The following is a 14,624-nucleotide window of genomic DNA, read 5'->3' on the forward strand; positions in this document are numbered from 1 at the left end:
GCGCCGCCGGCATGACGGAGGTGTTCAGCCCGGCCCGGCGCTGGCCCCATGGCTCGGCGCAGCGGCTCTCGGCGCGGCTCGACCGCGCCGCGCTGGCTGGCCGGCTCGCGGCGCTGCTGCGCGACCACGGCGCGCCGATCGGCTACACGCTGTTCGGGGACGACTTCCTGCTGTGCGCGCCCGCGCTGCCGGGGGTCGCGGGGGACCCGGACATCGCGCTGGTGCTGGGCGATGCCGACCACGGGCTGTTCGTGGTGGCGCAGCGCGAACGCGGCGCGCTGTCCTTCGTGTCGGTGCACGAGGCGATCCACGATGCGGCGGCGGACCTGCTGTCGCGCGCGGCGCCGGGGCTGGCGAATGCGCGCGGGCGGCTCGGGCCGGTGATCGGGGCCTGCCTGGGCTGAAGGCCCGGCCGCGCGAAGCCTCCCCGGCTTGCCCCGGCGGCGCGGTGGCGCGATGACGCAGCCATGACATCGCAGACGACGGATGTGCTGGTGCTGGGCTCGGGCGCGGCAGGGCTGGTCGCGGCGCTGACCGCGGCGCGGCAGGGCCTGCGCGTGACGGTGCTGGAGAAGACCGACCGGCTGGGCGGCACCAGCGCCATGTCGGGCGCCGGCACCTGGATCCCGGCGAACCACCATGCGGAGGCCGCCGGGATCGCCGACAGCCGGGCCGAGGCGCTGGACTACATCCGCGCCGCCGCGCCGGAGGGCTGGGCGGCCGAGGAAGACCCGCTGTGGCAGGCCTTCGTGCAGGCGGCGCCCGACATGCTGCGCTTCGTGGAATCCAGCACGCCGCTGCGCTTCGCCCTGACGCCGGAGCCCGACCCGCTGCGCGGCCTGCCGGGGCACAAGGCGGTCGGGCGGATGCTCAGCCCCCGCGCGTTGAGCCGCTGGCGGGCCGGGCGATTCGCCTTCCGCATCCGGCGGTCCACCATCCCGGAGATCTTCACCTACCACGAGGCAGTGACCACCGACCTGTACCACAAGCCCTACCGCACGGCGTTGTCGCTGTGGCCGCGGCTGCTGTGGCGCTACCTGGCCAATGCGCGGGGCAAGGGCACGGCGCTGGTGACCGGGCTGCTGCGCGGCTGCCTCGATGCCGGGGTGGAGGTGGTGCTGTCGGCCCGGGCGGTGGAACTGACGCAGGATGCGGCGGGGTGCGTGACCGGCGCGGTGGTGGAACGCGCCGGCGGGCGGCAGGTCTGGCAGGCGACCCGCGGCGTGGTGCTGGCGACCGGCGGCTTCGAATGGGATGCCGGGCTGCTGGCGAGGCATTTTCCCGGGCCGGTCGACTACCTCGGCAGCCCGGCCGCGCATGAGGGCGACGGCCAGCGCATGGCGCAGGCTGCCGGCGCGGCGCTGGCGCGCATGGACCAGGCGACCATCGCGCCCTCGGTGCCGGTGGCCTATGGCGGGCACCTGCTGGCCCAGCCGGTGCCATTCCACACCGAGCCCAACGCCATGCTGGTCAACCGGCATGGCGTGCGCTTCGTCAACGAGCTCATCTTCAACATCGGCGAGGCGCTGGATGCGCGCGACCCGGCGACCGGTGATCCGGTTCACCTGCCGTGCTGGCTGATCGCCGATTCGGTGCTGCTCGACAGGCTGCCGCCGGCGCGCTGGGCGGCGAAGGCGGATCCGCGCTGGCTGCGCCAGGCCGGCGACATCGCCACCCTGGCCGGGCTGATCGGCCTGCCGCCCGCCGTGCTGGAGGCCAGCGTGGCGCGCTTCAACGCCGCGGCGCGCGATGGCGCCGACACCGAATTCGGCCGCCCGGCGCGCCCCGATCCCGCCGCCGCCGGCGACAAGCGCCGCCGCGCGGGCATCGAGCCGATCGCCCGCCCGCCCTTCCTGGCGATGCCGCTCAGCCGGTCGATCCTCGGCACCAAGGGTGGCGCGCGGACCAACGAACATGCCGAGGTGCTGCGCCCGGATGGCAGCGTGATCGCCGGGCTGTTCGCCGCCGGGCTGGCCATGGCGAACCCGATCGGGTCGCGCAACGTGGGCACCGGCACGACGATCGGGCCCTGCATGGCCTGGGGCTACATCGCGGGGATGCGGCTGGCGCGGCGGAACTGAAGATCAGGCCGGGCGGAAGCCGCTGGCGCGCACCATCGCGGCCCAGCGGGCGGAGTCCTCGCGCTGCGCCGCGGCGACCGTGTCGGGCCCGGCGCCGGAGGGCTCGAAGCCCATGGCGGCGATGCGCGCGCCGAGGCCGCCGGGTCCGATCGCCTCGGCCACCGCGGCGGCGAGGCGCGCCACCACCGCATCCGGCGTGCCGGCCGGCGCATAGAGCGCGAACCAGCCCGGCGCCACCACGTCGATGCCCTGTTCGCGCAGCGTCGGGATGTCGCGCGTCGCCGCGCTGCGCGCCGCCTCGGTGCTGGCGATCAGGCGCACGCGCCCGGCCGCCGCGTGGTCGCGGAATTCGGCGACCGAGGCGACGAACATCGCCAGCCGCCCCGATTGCAGGTCGGGGATCGCCGCCGGCGTGCCGCGATAGGCGACATGTTCCAGCGGCACGCCGCCGAGGCGCCCGATCTCGAGCCCGGCGAAATGCGCGCCCGTGCCGATGCCGGGCGACCCGAAGGATCGCCGCGCGGGGTTGTCGCGATACCAGGCGAGCAGGCCGGCCACGTCGCGCGCCGGATTGTCAGGCCCGATCGCGACCACCTGGCCGAAGCGCATGAGCTGCGCCACGGGGCGGAAATCGGCGACCGGGTCGTAGCCGATCGCCGGGTCGGTATGGGGCTGGAGCACCATCTGCGCCGCCGCGGCCAGCAGCAGCGTCGCACCATCCGGGGCGGCGGCGCGCACCGCCTGCGCGCCGATGCGGCCGCCGGCGCCGGTGCGGTTCTCGACGATCGCGGGCCGGCCGAGGGTCGTGGCAAGCCGTTCGGCGAGCAGCCGCGCCACGGCATCCGCCGCACCCCCGGCGGCGAAGGGGAACACGATGCGCAGCGGCGCCGTGTCGCCGCGGGCAAGGCCGGGATGGGCGACGGGCAGGGCGGCGAGGGCGGCGATCAGGCTGCGGCGGCTTGGCATGGGCGTGGCCCCTTTTGCGTGACGGGCGGATCATGCGGGCTTGCGGTTGAAACTAGAATTCGTTTCTTGTTGGGGAGATCAAACCGGAGGGAATAGGTCTTGGATGCCAGCACCGCCTCCCGCTTGGCGCGTCGGCTGCGCCTGAAGGACCTCGATGCGCTGCTGACGGTGATCGACGCCGGCAGCATGGCCCGTGCCGCGCAGCGCCTGGCGCTCACGCAGCCCGCCGTGTCCAAGGCCATGAGCGAGATGGAGGCGACCCTCGGCGTGCCGCTGCTGGAGCGCGATGCGCGCGGCGTGCGCCCGACCGCCTTCGGCGAGGCGCTGGCGGACCGCGCCCGGGCGATGCTCGACGAGCTCGGCCAGGCGGAGCGCGACCTGGCGCATATCGCCGACCCGATGGCGGGCGAGGTGCGCATCGGCACCACCGAACCCATGACCTTCACCGTGGCCGAGGCGATCCGCCGCCTGGCGGCCGAACGCCCGCGCGTGGCCTTCGACATCGCCATTGCCGATACCGGCACGCTGGTGGCCGCGCTGCGGGCCCGGCGGCTGGATGTGGTGGTGACGCGTGCCGGGGCGGGCGAGGCGGCGGCCGAGGACATCGCCGCCGACTGGCTGTATCGCGTGCCGCTGGTGGTGGTGGCGGATCGCGGCAATCCGTTGTTGCGCCGCCGCGGGCTGCGCCTGGCTGACGTGACGCACGAGCCCTGGACGCTGTCGCCGCCCGGCACCTTCCTCGACCGGCTGGTGGTGGCGGCCTTCGCGCGCGAGGGGCTGGATGTGCCGCGCGCGCAGGTGGTGACGGTGTCGATCGCGATGCGCCTCGCGCTGATCGCCGGCGGGCCGTGGCTGTCGATCCTGCCGCGCAACATGCTGCACCACCCGACCAGCACGGGGTTCCTGCGCGCGCTGGACATCACGGTGGAGGACCCGGCCGGGGCGATCGCGGCGCTGACGCTCAGGCGCCGCTACATGCCGGGGCCGGTGCGCGCCTTCCTCGATGTGCTGCGCGAGAGCGCGCCGCACATGCCCGGGGTCGACGCGATGTCCTGATGGGCTGCTATTCCGCGCGGATGCCGAGTCCGCGCACCTCGGGCTCCCACAGATCGATCTCCTCGCGCACGAATTGCGCGAAGCGTGCCGGCGTGTAGCCGCGCATCGCCGGGGTGCCCATTTCCTCGAAGCGGCCGGAGATGGCGGGGTCGGACAGTGCCTGTTCGGTCGCCGCCGCCATGCGGTCCACGATCGGCTGCGGCGTGCCGGCGGGGGCGAAGAAGCCATACCAGGAATAGGCCTTGTAGCCCTGGATGCCGGCCTCGGCCGCGGTCGGCACCTCGGGCAGCAGGGAGGATCGCCGGTCGGTCGCGACGAAGATCACGCGCGCCGTGCCGCCTTCCTGGAAGCCCTTCAGGATCGAGGGGATGTCCGAGCAGAATTGGATCTCCCCGGCGGTCAGCGCCGTGAAGACCTGCCCGCCGCCGCGATAGGGCACGTGGACCGCGTCGGTGCCGGTGCGGATGCAGAAGCTGGCCGAAGCGATGTGCCCCGAGGTGCCGATTCCCGACGACCCGTACTGGTAGCGCCCGGGATTGGCGCGCAGCGCGGCGACGAATTCGGCGGCCGTGCGCGGGGCGAAGTTGCGCGTGGTGATCGCCATGGCGATGGGCACGAAGACGGTGGGGGCGATCGCCACCAGGTCGCGCCGCGCATCGAAGGGCACCGGTGCCGGCAGGCCGCGCGCCAGGCCGATCGGCGACAGGGTCGAGAGCACGAAGACATCGCCGGTGGGCGGCAGCTTGGCCACGTAGTCCGTGCCGACCACGCCGCCGGCGCCGGGCCGGTTCTCCAGCACCACGGGCTGGCCAAGGATCTCCGCGAGCTTGGGCGCCAGCAGGCGCGTGGTGATGTCGGTGCCGCCCCCGGTGCCGAAGGGGATGACGATGCGGATCGGGCGCGTCGGCCAGGCGCCCTGGCCAAGCGCGGGGCGGGCGAGGGCGGGCAGGAGCGGGGCGGCGAGCAGGGCGCGGCGGCGGAGGGGGGTCATCACGGGGTCTTGTCCGGGCATGTGGCGTGGCAGGGTGCGCTGCTTCGCGCCTGTGGAAAAGTCTGGACTTGCGGGGGGCGGGGCGGCGCGCGATGCTGAACGAAACGGGAACATGTTGCTGGCTGTGACAGGCTGGGGACTCTTGGCAAGGGGTCTCTTTGCCACCCGATGTGGTGGTGCTCGGACTGTGGCAAGACTACATCTTGTGTTCTGTCGCCCCTCGGCCGCACCATGTGGGCCAGGGGAATAGTGGTTCAGGGGGTGTATCCGTGTTCGACGCAGCGCAGCTTGGCGATACCGTGCGTAACGTGACCCAGTCGGATCCGCAGCCGGCGATGTTCGATGCCGCGGTGCAGCTCGAAGGGCATGGCCAGGTCCGCATCGACCGGTCGCGCGACGCGCTGCTGACCGATTTCGGCAAGGCCACGCTGGATGACCGCTATCTGCTGCCGGGCGAGTCCTACCAGGACCTGTTCGCGCGGGTGGCGTCCGCCTATGGCGATGACGCCGCGCATGCCCAGCGCATCTACGACTACATCTCGCGCCTGTGGTTCATGCCCGCCACGCCCGTGCTGTCCAATGGCGGCACGACTCGCGGACTGCCGATCTCCTGCTTCCTGAACGAGGCCTCCGACAGCCTCGATGGCATCGTCGGGCTGTGGAACGAGAATGTCTGGCTCGCCGCCAAGGGGGGCGGGATCGGGTCGTACTGGGGCAACCTGCGCGGCATCGGCGAGAAGGTCGGGCGCAACGGCAAGACCTCGGGCGTGATCCCGTTCATCCGCGTGATGGACAGCCTGACGCTGGCGATTTCGCAGGGTTCGCTGCGGCGCGGGTCGGCCGCCTGCTACCTGCCGGTGAACCACCCGGAGATCGAGGAATTCCTCGAAATGCGCCGCCCGACCGGCGGTGACCCGAACCGCAAGGCGCTGAACCTGCACCACGGCGTGCTGCTGTCGGACGCCTTCATGCGCGCGGTCGAGGCCGATGAGGACTGGGCGCTGGTCTCGCCCAAGGACGGGGCGCTGATGCGCAAGGTCTCGGCGCGGTCGCTGTGGATCCGCATCCTCACCGCCCGCATCGAGACGGGCGAGCCCTACATCATCTATTCCGACCACGTGAACCGCGCGCGGCCGGAGCACCACAAGCTCGCGGGGCTTGAGGTCAAGACCTCGAACCTGTGTTCCGAGATCACGCTGCCGACCGGGCTCGACCAGCATGGCGAACAGCGCACCGCGGTGTGCTGCCTGTCCTCGCTGAATTGCGAGACCTGGTTCGAGTGGAAGGATGACGCGAACTTCATCCCGGACGTGATGCGCTTCCTGGACAACGTGCTGCAGTCCTTCATCGACACCGCGCCCGATTCGATGGCGCGGGCGAAGTATTCCGCCATGCGCGAACGCTCCGTGGGCCTCGGCGTGATGGGGTTCCATTCCTTCCTGCAGATGATGAACGTGCCCTTCGAATCCGTGGTGGCGAAGGTGTGGAACAAGAAGATGTTCAAGCATGTGCGGGAGCAGGCCGACCGCGCCTCCCGCCTGCTGGCGGAGGAGCGCGGCCCGTGCCCCGACGCCGCCGAATACGGCTTCATGGAGCGGTTCTCGAACAAGATCGCGATCGCGCCGACGGCGTCGATCAGCATCATCTGCGGCGGCGCGAGCCCGGGCATCGAACCCATCGCGGCCAATGTCTACAATCACAAGACGCTGTCGGGGTCGTTCATCGTCCGCAACCCGTACCTGCAGAAGCTGCTGGCCAAGCACGGGCGCGACGATGACGAGACCTGGACGTCGGTGACCGTGACCAAGGGCTCGGTCCAGCACCTCGACTTCCTGGATGAACAGGAGAAGGCGGTGTTCAAGACCGCCTTCGAACTGGACCAGCGCTGGGTGATCGAGCACGCGGCCGACCGCACGCCCTATATCTGCCAGTCGCAGTCGGTGAACCTGTTCCTGCCGGCCAATGTCCACAAGCGCGACCTGCACCAGATCCACCTGACCGCGTGGAAGAAGGGCGTGAAGTCGCTGTACTACTGCCGCTCGCTGTCGATCCAGCGCGCCGACACCATCAGCGAGAAGGTGGTGGGCCAGGGCGATATCATGGCGGCGCATGTGCCGACCGGCGGGGAGGCACAGATGCCGATGGCGGCCTCCGCGGCGTCGGGGGCGGCGGGGAATTCCAACAACTACGAGGAATGCCTGGCCTGCCAGTGAGGGCCTGGCGCCTGGCGGCAGCGCCCGCCCGGCCCTGAGCGGCGGTGCCCGGAGCGGGCGCGCCGCCGCATCGGGTTCGCCGAAGCTTCACATCGTCTCGCGCGGGTTGCCGGCACAAGGCATGGTGTCGACAGACCTTGTTTGCCTGCGCAGGAAAGGACGATGCATGCCCTTCGCCACCACCACCGACGGCCTTGAGATCTTCTACAAGGATTGGGGGCCGAAGGACGCCCAACCGATCGTGTTCCACCACGGCTGGCCGCTCAGCGCCGACGATTGGGACGCCCAGCTGCTGTTCTTCCTGCACCAGGGCTTCCGCGTGGTGGCGCATGACCGCCGCGGGCATGGCCGTTCGACCCAGGCGGGCGACGGCCACGACATGGACCACTACGCGGCCGACGCCGCCGCCGTGATGCAGAAGCTCGACCTGCGCAACGCCGTCCATATCGGCCATTCGACCGGCGGCGGGGAGGCGCTGCACTACACCGTGCAGCACGGCCAGCCGCAGGGTCGCGTGGCGAAGCTGGTGCTGATCGGCGCGGTGCCGCCGATCATGCTCAAGACCGCGGCCAACCCGGGCGGGCTGCCGATCGAGGTGTTCGACGGCTTCCGCGCCGCGCTTGCCGCCAACCGCGCGCAATTCTTCCGCGATGTCCCGGCCGGCCCCTTCTATGGCTACAACCGGCCAGGCGCCACGCCGGCCGAAGGCGTCATCCAGAACTGGTGGCGCCAGGGCATGATGGGCGGCGCCAAGGCGCATTACGACGGCATCAAGGCCTTCTCGGAAACCGACTTCACCGAGGACCTGAAGGCCGTATCGGTGCCCACGCTGGTGATGCATGGCGATGACGACCAGATCGTGCCGATCGCCGATTCGGCGCTGCTGTCGGCGAAGCTGGTGAAGGGCGCCGTGCTGAAGGTCTATGCAGGCCTGCCGCACGGGCTGTGCACCACCCATGCGGATGTCGTGAACGCGGACCTGCTGGCCTTCATCCGCGCCTGACCCGGCGGCGCGGCGGTGTCGATGGCGCATCGACACCGTCCGTCGTGCGCCGCGGCCGCCCTGCGCACGGCCCGGTGCGCCACCACGCTATCCGGTGTCCGGATTCGGACGTCCCGCGGCCTTCCTTCCCGGCCCATCAGCCGCGGCTTTCACGCGCATCCTCATCCGACCAGAGGATTTCATCCGATCGGACTCCGCTGCTGGAGCATGCTGCGTTCGCTCGCGCTCACTTCGCAGGCTCTAGCCTGTTGTTTTCAGAGCATCTTCACGCGTTCAGATGATTCCATCCGAACGCTTTCTGCTCTAGCCTTCCCGCAACGCGGCCGCTCAGGCCACGACACGGGAGACGAAGCGGATGATCACACGGCGCAGCCTTGCGCTCACCTCGGCCGGCCTGGTGGCGGCCAGCCATGCCCGCGCCCAGGCCCCCTGGCCGGAGAAACCGGTCCGCCTCATTATCGGCTACCCCGCCGGCGGGCCGACCGATTTCGGCGGCCGGCTGCTCCAGGACCCGCTCGGGCGGCTGTGGGGCCAGCCCCTGGTCATCGAGAACCGCGCCGGCGCCAGCCAGATCATCGCGTCGGAAGCCGTCGCGCGATCGCCTGCCGATGGCTACACGCTGTTCCTCGCGGCCAGCACCCATGCCTCCAACGCCGCCGTCTATGCGCGGCTGCCCTACGACACGCTGGCCGACTTCACGCCGATCGTGAATCTGTATGCCTCGCCCACCGTGCTGTTCGTGGGGCGCGGCAGCCCCATCCGCACCGCGCAGGAGCTGGTGGCCGCCGCGAAGCGCGACCCGGGCATGAGCTTCGGCACCTCGGGCAACGGCTCGTCCGGCCACTTCGCCACCGAGATGTTCCGCCGCAAGGTCGGCATCGAGCCCACCATCGTCGCCTTCCGCGGCGCCGCCCCGGCCCTGCAGGAGGTCGTCGCCGGCCGCGTCGCCGCGACCTTCAGCACGCTGTCGGGCGCGATCGGGCTGGCGCGGGAGGGGCAGCTGCGCGCCCTCGCGATCGGCGGGCCGAACCGGGCGGAAGTGCTGCCAGGCGTGCCCACGCTCGATGAACTCGGCATGGGCATTCCGGACACCAGCCCGTGGTACGGGTTCGTCGGGCCGAAGGGGTTGGCGCGGCCGATCGTCGATCGCGTGGCGCGTGACGTGATCGGGCTGCTGCGGGATACGACGATCGGGCGGCGAATCGTCGACTCCGGCGGCGTCATCCTCGCCGAGGGGCCGGAGGTGTTCGACGCGCGAATCCGCCGCGAACTGGCGGAGAACGCGGTGATTGCGCGGGAAGCGGGGATCAGGGTGGAGTAGGGGGCGCTGGCGGAGGGGGCTTGGCCCCCTCCGGACCTCCCCCACCAGGGGGCGACGGCCCCCTGGACCGCGGGGTTTTAATCGGGTGGTTGGGGGAGGGGCATCGTCGGTGCGACCAACGCCACCGGCGCACCATGCCCTTCCCCCAACCACCCGATCAAGTCGAGGGTTCCAAGGGCCTTAAGCCCTTGGTGGGAGGGGTCCGGGGAGGGCAAAGCCCTCCCTGCTGCGCCCCTTGCGCCCCTGCCGCGCACCACAACATCTTGCGTCTGCCCATTGCTGCGACCACCAGTCGTGGTAAAAGCGGCGTCACGAGCACTTGCGGGGGATGACCTATGGCCGATGGCATTGCGACCGATGAACTGCCGATCCGCTTCGACCTTCTGACGTCGAATCCGGTCTACAAGCCGTTCCGCTATCCCTGGGCCTATGATGCCTGGCTGACGCAGCAGCGCATCCATTGGCTGCCCGAGGAAGTCCCGCTGGCTGATGACGTCAAGGATTGGCAGAAGAACCTGACGGAATCCGAGCGGAACCTGCTGACGCAGATCTTCCGCTTCTTCACCCAGGCCGATGTCGAGGTGAACAACTGCTACATGAAGCAGTATTCCCAGGTGTTCAAGCCGACCGAAGTGCTGATGATGATGTCTGCCTTCTCAAACACCGAGACGATCCACATCGCCGCCTACAGCCACCTGCTTGACACCATCGGCATGCCGGAAATCGAGTACACGGCCTTCCTCAAGTACAAGGAGATGAAGGACAAGTACGACTACATGCAGACCTTCTCGGTCGAATCCAAGACCGAGATCGCCAAGACGCTCGCCGCCTTCGGCGCCTTCACCGAAGGCCTGCAGCTCTTTGCCTCCTTCGCGATCCTGATGAACTTCCCGCGCTTCAACAAGATGAAGGGCATGGGGCAGATCGTGTCCTGGTCGGTGCGCGACGAGACGCTGCACTGCCTGTCCGTGATCCGCCTGTTCCGCACCTTCGTGCAGGAAAACCCGGAGATCTGGACGGCCGAGCTGAAGCGCGACCTTTACCTGATCTGCGCCACCATCGTGGAGCACGAGGACGCCTTCATCGACCTGGCCTTCGAACTGGGCGGCGTGCAGGGCCTCGATGCGAAGCAGACCAAGGAATACATCCGCTTCATCGCCGACCGGCGGCTGCAGCAGCTGGGCCTCGAACCCCTCTACAACATCGAGAAGAACCCGCTGCCCTGGCTCGATGAAATGCTGAACGCGGTCGAGCACACCAACTTCTTCGAGAACCGCGCCACCGAATACTCCAAGGCCAGCACCGGCGGGACATGGGAAGAAGCCTTCGCGGACAGCGTCTTCTCCTCGCCGCAGCCCGAAGGGGCCATCGAGGGCGTCCGGCACTGACGCGCAGCGGAGGGGCGCCGCCCCTCCGGACCACCCCGCCAAAGGCCGAAAGGCCTTTGGAAACCGATACTTGGCGCAGGTCTTGCCGGGGGCGGGTGCCCCGGCCTATGTGCGGGGCATGACCCGTATCATCCAGATTGTCTCGGTCCTGCTCGTGCTGCTGATCGGCGGGGCCTGGGGGGCGGCCTGGTTTGGGCGCGGTCCAGGCGAATCCGTGTCGGACGCCTTCCTGCGCAGCATCGCCAGGCTGACCGGGGGCGACATGCCCGCACCCTCGGCCGGGGGCATCCAACTCGCCCAGGGCGTCTCGCTCGGCGGGCCCTTCACCCTGGTCGACCACACCGGCCGCACCGTGACCGATCGCGATTTCGCCGGCCGCCCGCTGCTGGTCTATTTCGGCTTCACCTATTGCCCGGATGTCTGCCCGACCGAACTCGGCACCATCGCCGCCGCGCTCGACGCCATGGGGCCGGCGGGCGAGCGCGTCACCCCGATCCTGGTGACGATCGACCCGGAGCGCGACACGCCCGCCGCCCTCGCCGACTACGTCTCGCGCTTCCATCCGCGCATGATCGGCCTGACCGGCAGCGCCGAGCAGGTGGCCGCCGCGGCCCGCGCGTATCGCGTGTATTACGCCCGCGTCAGGCCGCGCGATTCGACCGACTACCTGATGGACCACTCCTCCTTCATCTATTTCGTCGGCCCGGATGGTCGCGTGCGAAGCCTGTTTCGTCCCGAAACGACACCAGAGGCGATTGCTGCCGCGATCACATCGCAACTTCGCGCTTTATGAGACACAGGGTTCCGCAACCCGCCCCCCGGCGGTATGGTCCGCCGGCCGAACCCGCGCTCAGGCCGGGCCAAGGGAGTGTGCGGCGGCGGAGGATTTGAATGTCTGACGACATGGACGATGGGGCAGGTCTGGAGGGCGGCCGCGGCAATGCGCCGGCGCCGCGCCACACGCGCAGGCTGTCCGACAAGATCCTGATCGCCTTCCACCACGCCTGCGACCAGGGCGATTTCGAGGTGGCGGAGGACCTGTTGCGCATCCTCGAAATGATGCTCACGCGCCGTCCGGCATCGCCCGACACCAATCGCCGCAAGAACCTCGAGAGCCTGGTCGCGGCGCATGAACGCCTGTGGCTGCTGCGTCATCCGGAAGTGAAGGACCAGTAGCGGCGGCGCCCGCCGCTGCGCCATCCAAGGATCACGACACGTGATCATCCTGGACCTTGCCGCCCGCGTGGCGTGAGCGTCCAGCCGCCCAGGTCGGTCCGCCGCGGCGCGATCCGCCCTATGCCTCCAGCGCCGCGCCGTCGCGCAGCACCGCCTGCGCGGCCGCGGTGAAGGCGCCGTCCGCCGCGTGCAGCACCAGCGGCGCGAGCAGGCGCGCCGGCCCCCGCCCGCCGCGCCGCGCCCGCACCAGCACGCGCTTCGCCGGCGCCCCGGCGCGCGGCGCCACCGGCAGCAGCGTGACCGAACCGCATCCCGCCGCACGCAGCGCCGCGACCCCCGCATCGAAGCGCGCCGCCGGCAGGACCAGGCTCGCCGTGCCGCCCGCGCGCAACGATGCCGCCAGGAAGCCCGCCCACTGAGCGAGTCCCGCCCCGCCCTCATGCGTCGCCGCCCGCCGCACGGCGCCAGGCGGGGGCGTGCCACCCGGCCAATACGGCGGATTGGCGAAGGCGTGGTCGCACGGAGCCATGCCGCGCACCGTCGCGACATCGCCCTCGATGACCTCGGCGGCCACGCCATTCGCCGCGGCATTGCCGCGCGCCAGCGCCGCCATCGCCGCTTCGCGCTCGATCGCCGTCACCGACAGCCCCGGCACGCGGGCCGCCAGGCACAGGAACACCGCGCCGCTGCCGCACCCCGCTTCCAGCACGCGCTGGCCCGGCGCGGCGGGCACGAAGGCCGCCAGCAGTACCGCATCGAGCCCGGCGCGAAACCCCCGCACCGGCTGGCGCAGCAGCACGCGCCCGCCGAGCAACCGGTCGTCCGAGGTCTCGCTCACGCGGTCTCCTCGCCGGCCTCCGTCAGCACGGCGCGCGCGCGCGCTTCGTCATCGGTCGCGACCGCAAGCCGCCGCGGAAACGCGCCGATGCCGCCCTCGATCGCGCTGATATGCGCGTCGAGCACCAGCGTATCGATCCCGGCATCGGCCAGCAGCACGCGCAGGAAGGACAGGCGCACCGGGTCCGTGGTGGTGGCGACAACCCGCATCGCAAGTCCCAATCCCTTGTTTTTCCAACGCTTGCCGCACCGGCAGGCGCTGACTATGGTGCCCGCCACATCAGGAGAAGTGCAAGGGTGAGTGCTGCCGCCACGCCGCTTGTCGCCCCGCCGGCGCCGCGGGGCGAGGACGCGCTGACCACGCTGACACGCCTGGTCGCCGACGACCTCGAAGCCTGCAACCGCGTCATCATCGCGCGGATGGAGAGCGACGTCGCGCTGATCCCGCAGGTCGCGGCGTACATCGTCGCCGCCGGCGGCAAGCGGCTGCGCCCGCTGCTGACGATCGCGGCCGCGCGCATGTGCGGCTACCGCGGCGACCGCCACGCGACCCTCGCCGCCTGCATCGAATTCATCCACACCGCCACGCTGCTGCACGACGACGTGGTGGACGAATCCGCGCTGCGCCGCGGCCAGGCCTCGGCGAATGCGCTGTTCGGCAACAAGTCGTCGGTGCTGGTGGGCGACTTCCTGTTCTCCCGCGCCTTCCAGGTGATGGTCGCCGACGGGTCGCTGGAAGTGATGCGCATCCTCTCCGCGGCCTCCGCCACGATCGCGGAAGGCGAAGTCCTGCAGCTGATGACGCAGAACGACACCACCACGACCGAGGCGCAGTACCTCGCGGTCATCGAAGGCAAGACCGCCGCGCTGTTCGCCGCCGCCACCGAGGTCGGCGCGGTCATCGCCGGCGAACCGCCCGCCCGCCAGGCCGCGCTGCGCGACTACGGCATGGCGCTCGGCGTCGCCTTCCAGCTGGTGGACGACGCGCTCGACTACAGCGCCGACCAGGAAGCGCTCGGCAAGACCGTCGGCGACGACTTCCGCGAGGGCAAGATCACCCTGCCCATCCTGCTCGCCTTCGCCCGCGGCACCGACGAAGACCGCATCTTCTGGCGCCGCTGCCTGGAAGACCGCGACCAATCCGACACCGACCTGGCCCACGCCCAAACCCTCATCACCCGCCACAACGCCCTGGCCGACACCATCACCCGCGCCCGCACCTACGGTGACCAGGCGCTCGCCGCCCTGTCGGGCTTCCCGGACACGCCGGAACGGCGCGCGCTGGCGGATGTGGTGGCGTTCTGCATAGAGCGGGCACGGTAGCGCCGCCGGAGAGGGCTTTGCCCCCTCCGGACCTCCCCCACCAAGGGCTTAAGGCCCTTGGATCCCGTGACTTTAATCGGGGAATTTGGGGAGGGGCATCGTCAGTGGTGCCGTTGGGAAGGGCACACCATGCCCCTCCCCAAATCCCCCGATCAGGTATTGGTGTCCAGAGCGACCGTCTTGCGGGTCAAGCGTTTTGCCATGGACGTTGCGCCTTGATGATCGCGTTGAGGATGGTGAGCAGGCGGCGCAGGCAGGCGATGAGGGCG

Annotated in this window: 14 protein-coding genes; 10 read left to right on the forward strand and 4 right to left on the reverse strand. The window is 70.6% G+C overall.

All coding sequences use genetic code 11. The features are described from left to right. Window positions 1–11: 11 nt before the first annotated feature. Together LQ222_RS20780 and LQ222_RS20785 are read left to right on the forward strand one after the other, a co-directional pair. On the forward strand, window positions 12–404 hold the full coding sequence (locus tag LQ222_RS20780; protein WP_230168763.1) for a hypothetical protein: 393 nt from the start codon (window positions 12–14) through the stop codon (window positions 402–404). Window positions 405–467: 63 nt separating this feature from the next. Beyond that, entirely contained in the window at window positions 468–2,081 is a 1,614-nt protein-coding gene (locus LQ222_RS20785) for an FAD-dependent oxidoreductase (RefSeq protein WP_305800029.1), read from the forward strand. Between the two features lie 3 nt (window positions 2,082–2,084). Here LQ222_RS20785 and LQ222_RS20790 read toward each other — a convergent pair whose 3' ends face one another. Continuing rightward, the gene (locus LQ222_RS20790; RefSeq protein ID WP_230168764.1) at window positions 2,085–3,047 is read right to left on the reverse strand and encodes a tripartite tricarboxylate transporter substrate binding protein; all 963 of its coding nucleotides are present in this window, start codon (window positions 3,045–3,047) and stop codon (window positions 2,085–2,087) included. 99 nt (window positions 3,048–3,146) lie between these two features. Between LQ222_RS20790 and LQ222_RS20795 the strand changes: the two genes are divergently transcribed. Next, a complete protein-coding gene (locus LQ222_RS20795; protein ID WP_230168765.1) occupies window positions 3,147–4,103 on the forward strand; it encodes a LysR family transcriptional regulator in 957 nt (318 codons plus the stop codon). 7 nt (window positions 4,104–4,110) lie between these two features. Here the strand turns inward: LQ222_RS20795 and LQ222_RS20800 are convergent, their stop codons facing one another. Continuing rightward, window positions 4,111–5,094 carry a tripartite tricarboxylate transporter substrate binding protein gene (locus tag LQ222_RS20800; protein WP_230168766.1) on the reverse strand — a complete coding sequence of 328 codons (984 nt, stop codon included), beginning with the start codon at window positions 5,092–5,094 and terminating at the stop codon, window positions 4,111–4,113. Window positions 5,095–5,429: 335 nt separating this feature from the next. Here LQ222_RS20800 and LQ222_RS20805 point away from each other — a divergent pair, with 335 nt between their 5' ends. The 6 genes from LQ222_RS20805 to LQ222_RS20830 all read left to right on the forward strand — a co-directional run bounded on the left by LQ222_RS20805 (window position 5,430) and on the right by LQ222_RS20830 (window position 12,195). Beyond that, a complete protein-coding gene (locus LQ222_RS20805; RefSeq protein WP_230168776.1) occupies window positions 5,430–7,307 on the forward strand; it encodes a ribonucleoside-diphosphate reductase subunit alpha in 1,878 nt (625 codons plus the stop codon). A gap of 166 nt (window positions 7,308–7,473) precedes the next feature. Continuing rightward, window positions 7,474–8,310: an alpha/beta fold hydrolase gene (locus LQ222_RS20810; RefSeq protein ID WP_230168767.1), complete on the forward strand. Its 837-nt coding sequence runs from the start codon at window positions 7,474–7,476 to the stop codon at window positions 8,308–8,310. Window positions 8,311–8,665: 355 nt separating this feature from the next. Next, the gene (locus LQ222_RS20815) at window positions 8,666–9,631 is read left to right on the forward strand and encodes a tripartite tricarboxylate transporter substrate binding protein (protein WP_230168768.1); all 966 of its coding nucleotides are present in this window, start codon (window positions 8,666–8,668) and stop codon (window positions 9,629–9,631) included. A gap of 335 nt (window positions 9,632–9,966) precedes the next feature. Further along, window positions 9,967–11,019: a ribonucleotide-diphosphate reductase subunit beta gene (locus tag LQ222_RS20820; RefSeq protein WP_230168769.1), complete on the forward strand. Its 1,053-nt coding sequence runs from the start codon at window positions 9,967–9,969 to the stop codon at window positions 11,017–11,019. 118 nt (window positions 11,020–11,137) lie between these two features. After that, entirely contained in the window at window positions 11,138–11,812 is a 675-nt protein-coding gene (locus LQ222_RS20825; RefSeq protein ID WP_230168770.1) for an SCO family protein, read from the forward strand. A gap of 110 nt (window positions 11,813–11,922) precedes the next feature. Then, window positions 11,923–12,195 carry a hypothetical protein gene (locus LQ222_RS20830; RefSeq protein WP_374202181.1) on the forward strand — a complete coding sequence of 91 codons (273 nt, stop codon included), beginning with the start codon at window positions 11,923–11,925 and terminating at the stop codon, window positions 12,193–12,195. 118 nt (window positions 12,196–12,313) lie between these two features. On the opposite strand, the gene LQ222_RS20835 is transcribed toward LQ222_RS20830, so the two are convergent. Continuing rightward, the gene (locus LQ222_RS20835; RefSeq protein WP_230168772.1) at window positions 12,314–13,033 is read right to left on the reverse strand and encodes a tRNA1(Val) (adenine(37)-N6)-methyltransferase; all 720 of its coding nucleotides are present in this window, start codon (window positions 13,031–13,033) and stop codon (window positions 12,314–12,316) included. Then, window positions 13,030–13,242: a DUF2007 domain-containing protein gene (locus tag LQ222_RS20840; RefSeq protein ID WP_230168773.1), complete on the reverse strand. Its 213-nt coding sequence runs from the start codon at window positions 13,240–13,242 to the stop codon at window positions 13,030–13,032. The genes LQ222_RS20835 and LQ222_RS20840 overlap by 4 nt, the downstream gene beginning before the upstream one ends. 87 nt (window positions 13,243–13,329) lie before the next feature. Here LQ222_RS20840 and LQ222_RS20845 point away from each other — a divergent pair, with 87 nt between their 5' ends. After that, window positions 13,330–14,355: a polyprenyl synthetase family protein gene (locus tag LQ222_RS20845; protein ID WP_230168774.1), complete on the forward strand. Its 1,026-nt coding sequence runs from the start codon at window positions 13,330–13,332 to the stop codon at window positions 14,353–14,355. The last annotated feature ends 269 nt before the right edge of the window (window positions 14,356–14,624 follow it).

Origin of the sequence: Roseomonas sp. CECT 9278 (assembly GCF_918698155.1) — a bacterium.
GTDB lineage: Bacteria > Pseudomonadota > Alphaproteobacteria > Acetobacterales > Acetobacteraceae > Neoroseomonas.

Bases quoted from the DNA above. Each gene is read 5' to 3' on its own strand.
- LQ222_RS20780 (WP_230168763.1), top strand. From the start codon at position 12: ATGACGGAGGTGTTCAGCCCGGCCCGGCGCTGGCCCCATGGCTCGGCG.
- LQ222_RS20785 (WP_305800029.1), top strand. From the start codon at position 468: ATGACATCGCAGACGACGGATGTGCTGGTGCTGGGCTCGGGCGCGGCA.
- LQ222_RS20790 (WP_230168764.1), bottom strand. From the start codon at position 3,047: ATGCCAAGCCGCCGCAGCCTGATCGCCGCCCTCGCCGCCCTGCCCGTC.
- LQ222_RS20800 (WP_230168766.1), bottom strand. From the start codon at position 5,094: ATGACCCCCCTCCGCCGCCGCGCCCTGCTCGCCGCCCCGCTCCTGCCC.
- LQ222_RS20805 (WP_230168776.1), top strand. From the start codon at position 5,430: ATGTTCGATGCCGCGGTGCAGCTCGAAGGGCATGGCCAGGTCCGCATC.
- LQ222_RS20810 (WP_230168767.1), top strand. From the start codon at position 7,474: ATGCCCTTCGCCACCACCACCGACGGCCTTGAGATCTTCTACAAGGAT.
- LQ222_RS20815 (WP_230168768.1), top strand. From the start codon at position 8,666: ATGATCACACGGCGCAGCCTTGCGCTCACCTCGGCCGGCCTGGTGGCG.
- LQ222_RS20820 (WP_230168769.1), top strand. From the start codon at position 9,967: ATGGCCGATGGCATTGCGACCGATGAACTGCCGATCCGCTTCGACCTT.
- LQ222_RS20825 (WP_230168770.1), top strand. From the start codon at position 11,138: ATGACCCGTATCATCCAGATTGTCTCGGTCCTGCTCGTGCTGCTGATC.
- LQ222_RS20830 (WP_374202181.1), top strand. From the start codon at position 11,923: ATGGACGATGGGGCAGGTCTGGAGGGCGGCCGCGGCAATGCGCCGGCG.
- LQ222_RS20840 (WP_230168773.1), bottom strand. From the start codon at position 13,242: ATGCGGGTTGTCGCCACCACCACGGACCCGGTGCGCCTGTCCTTCCTG.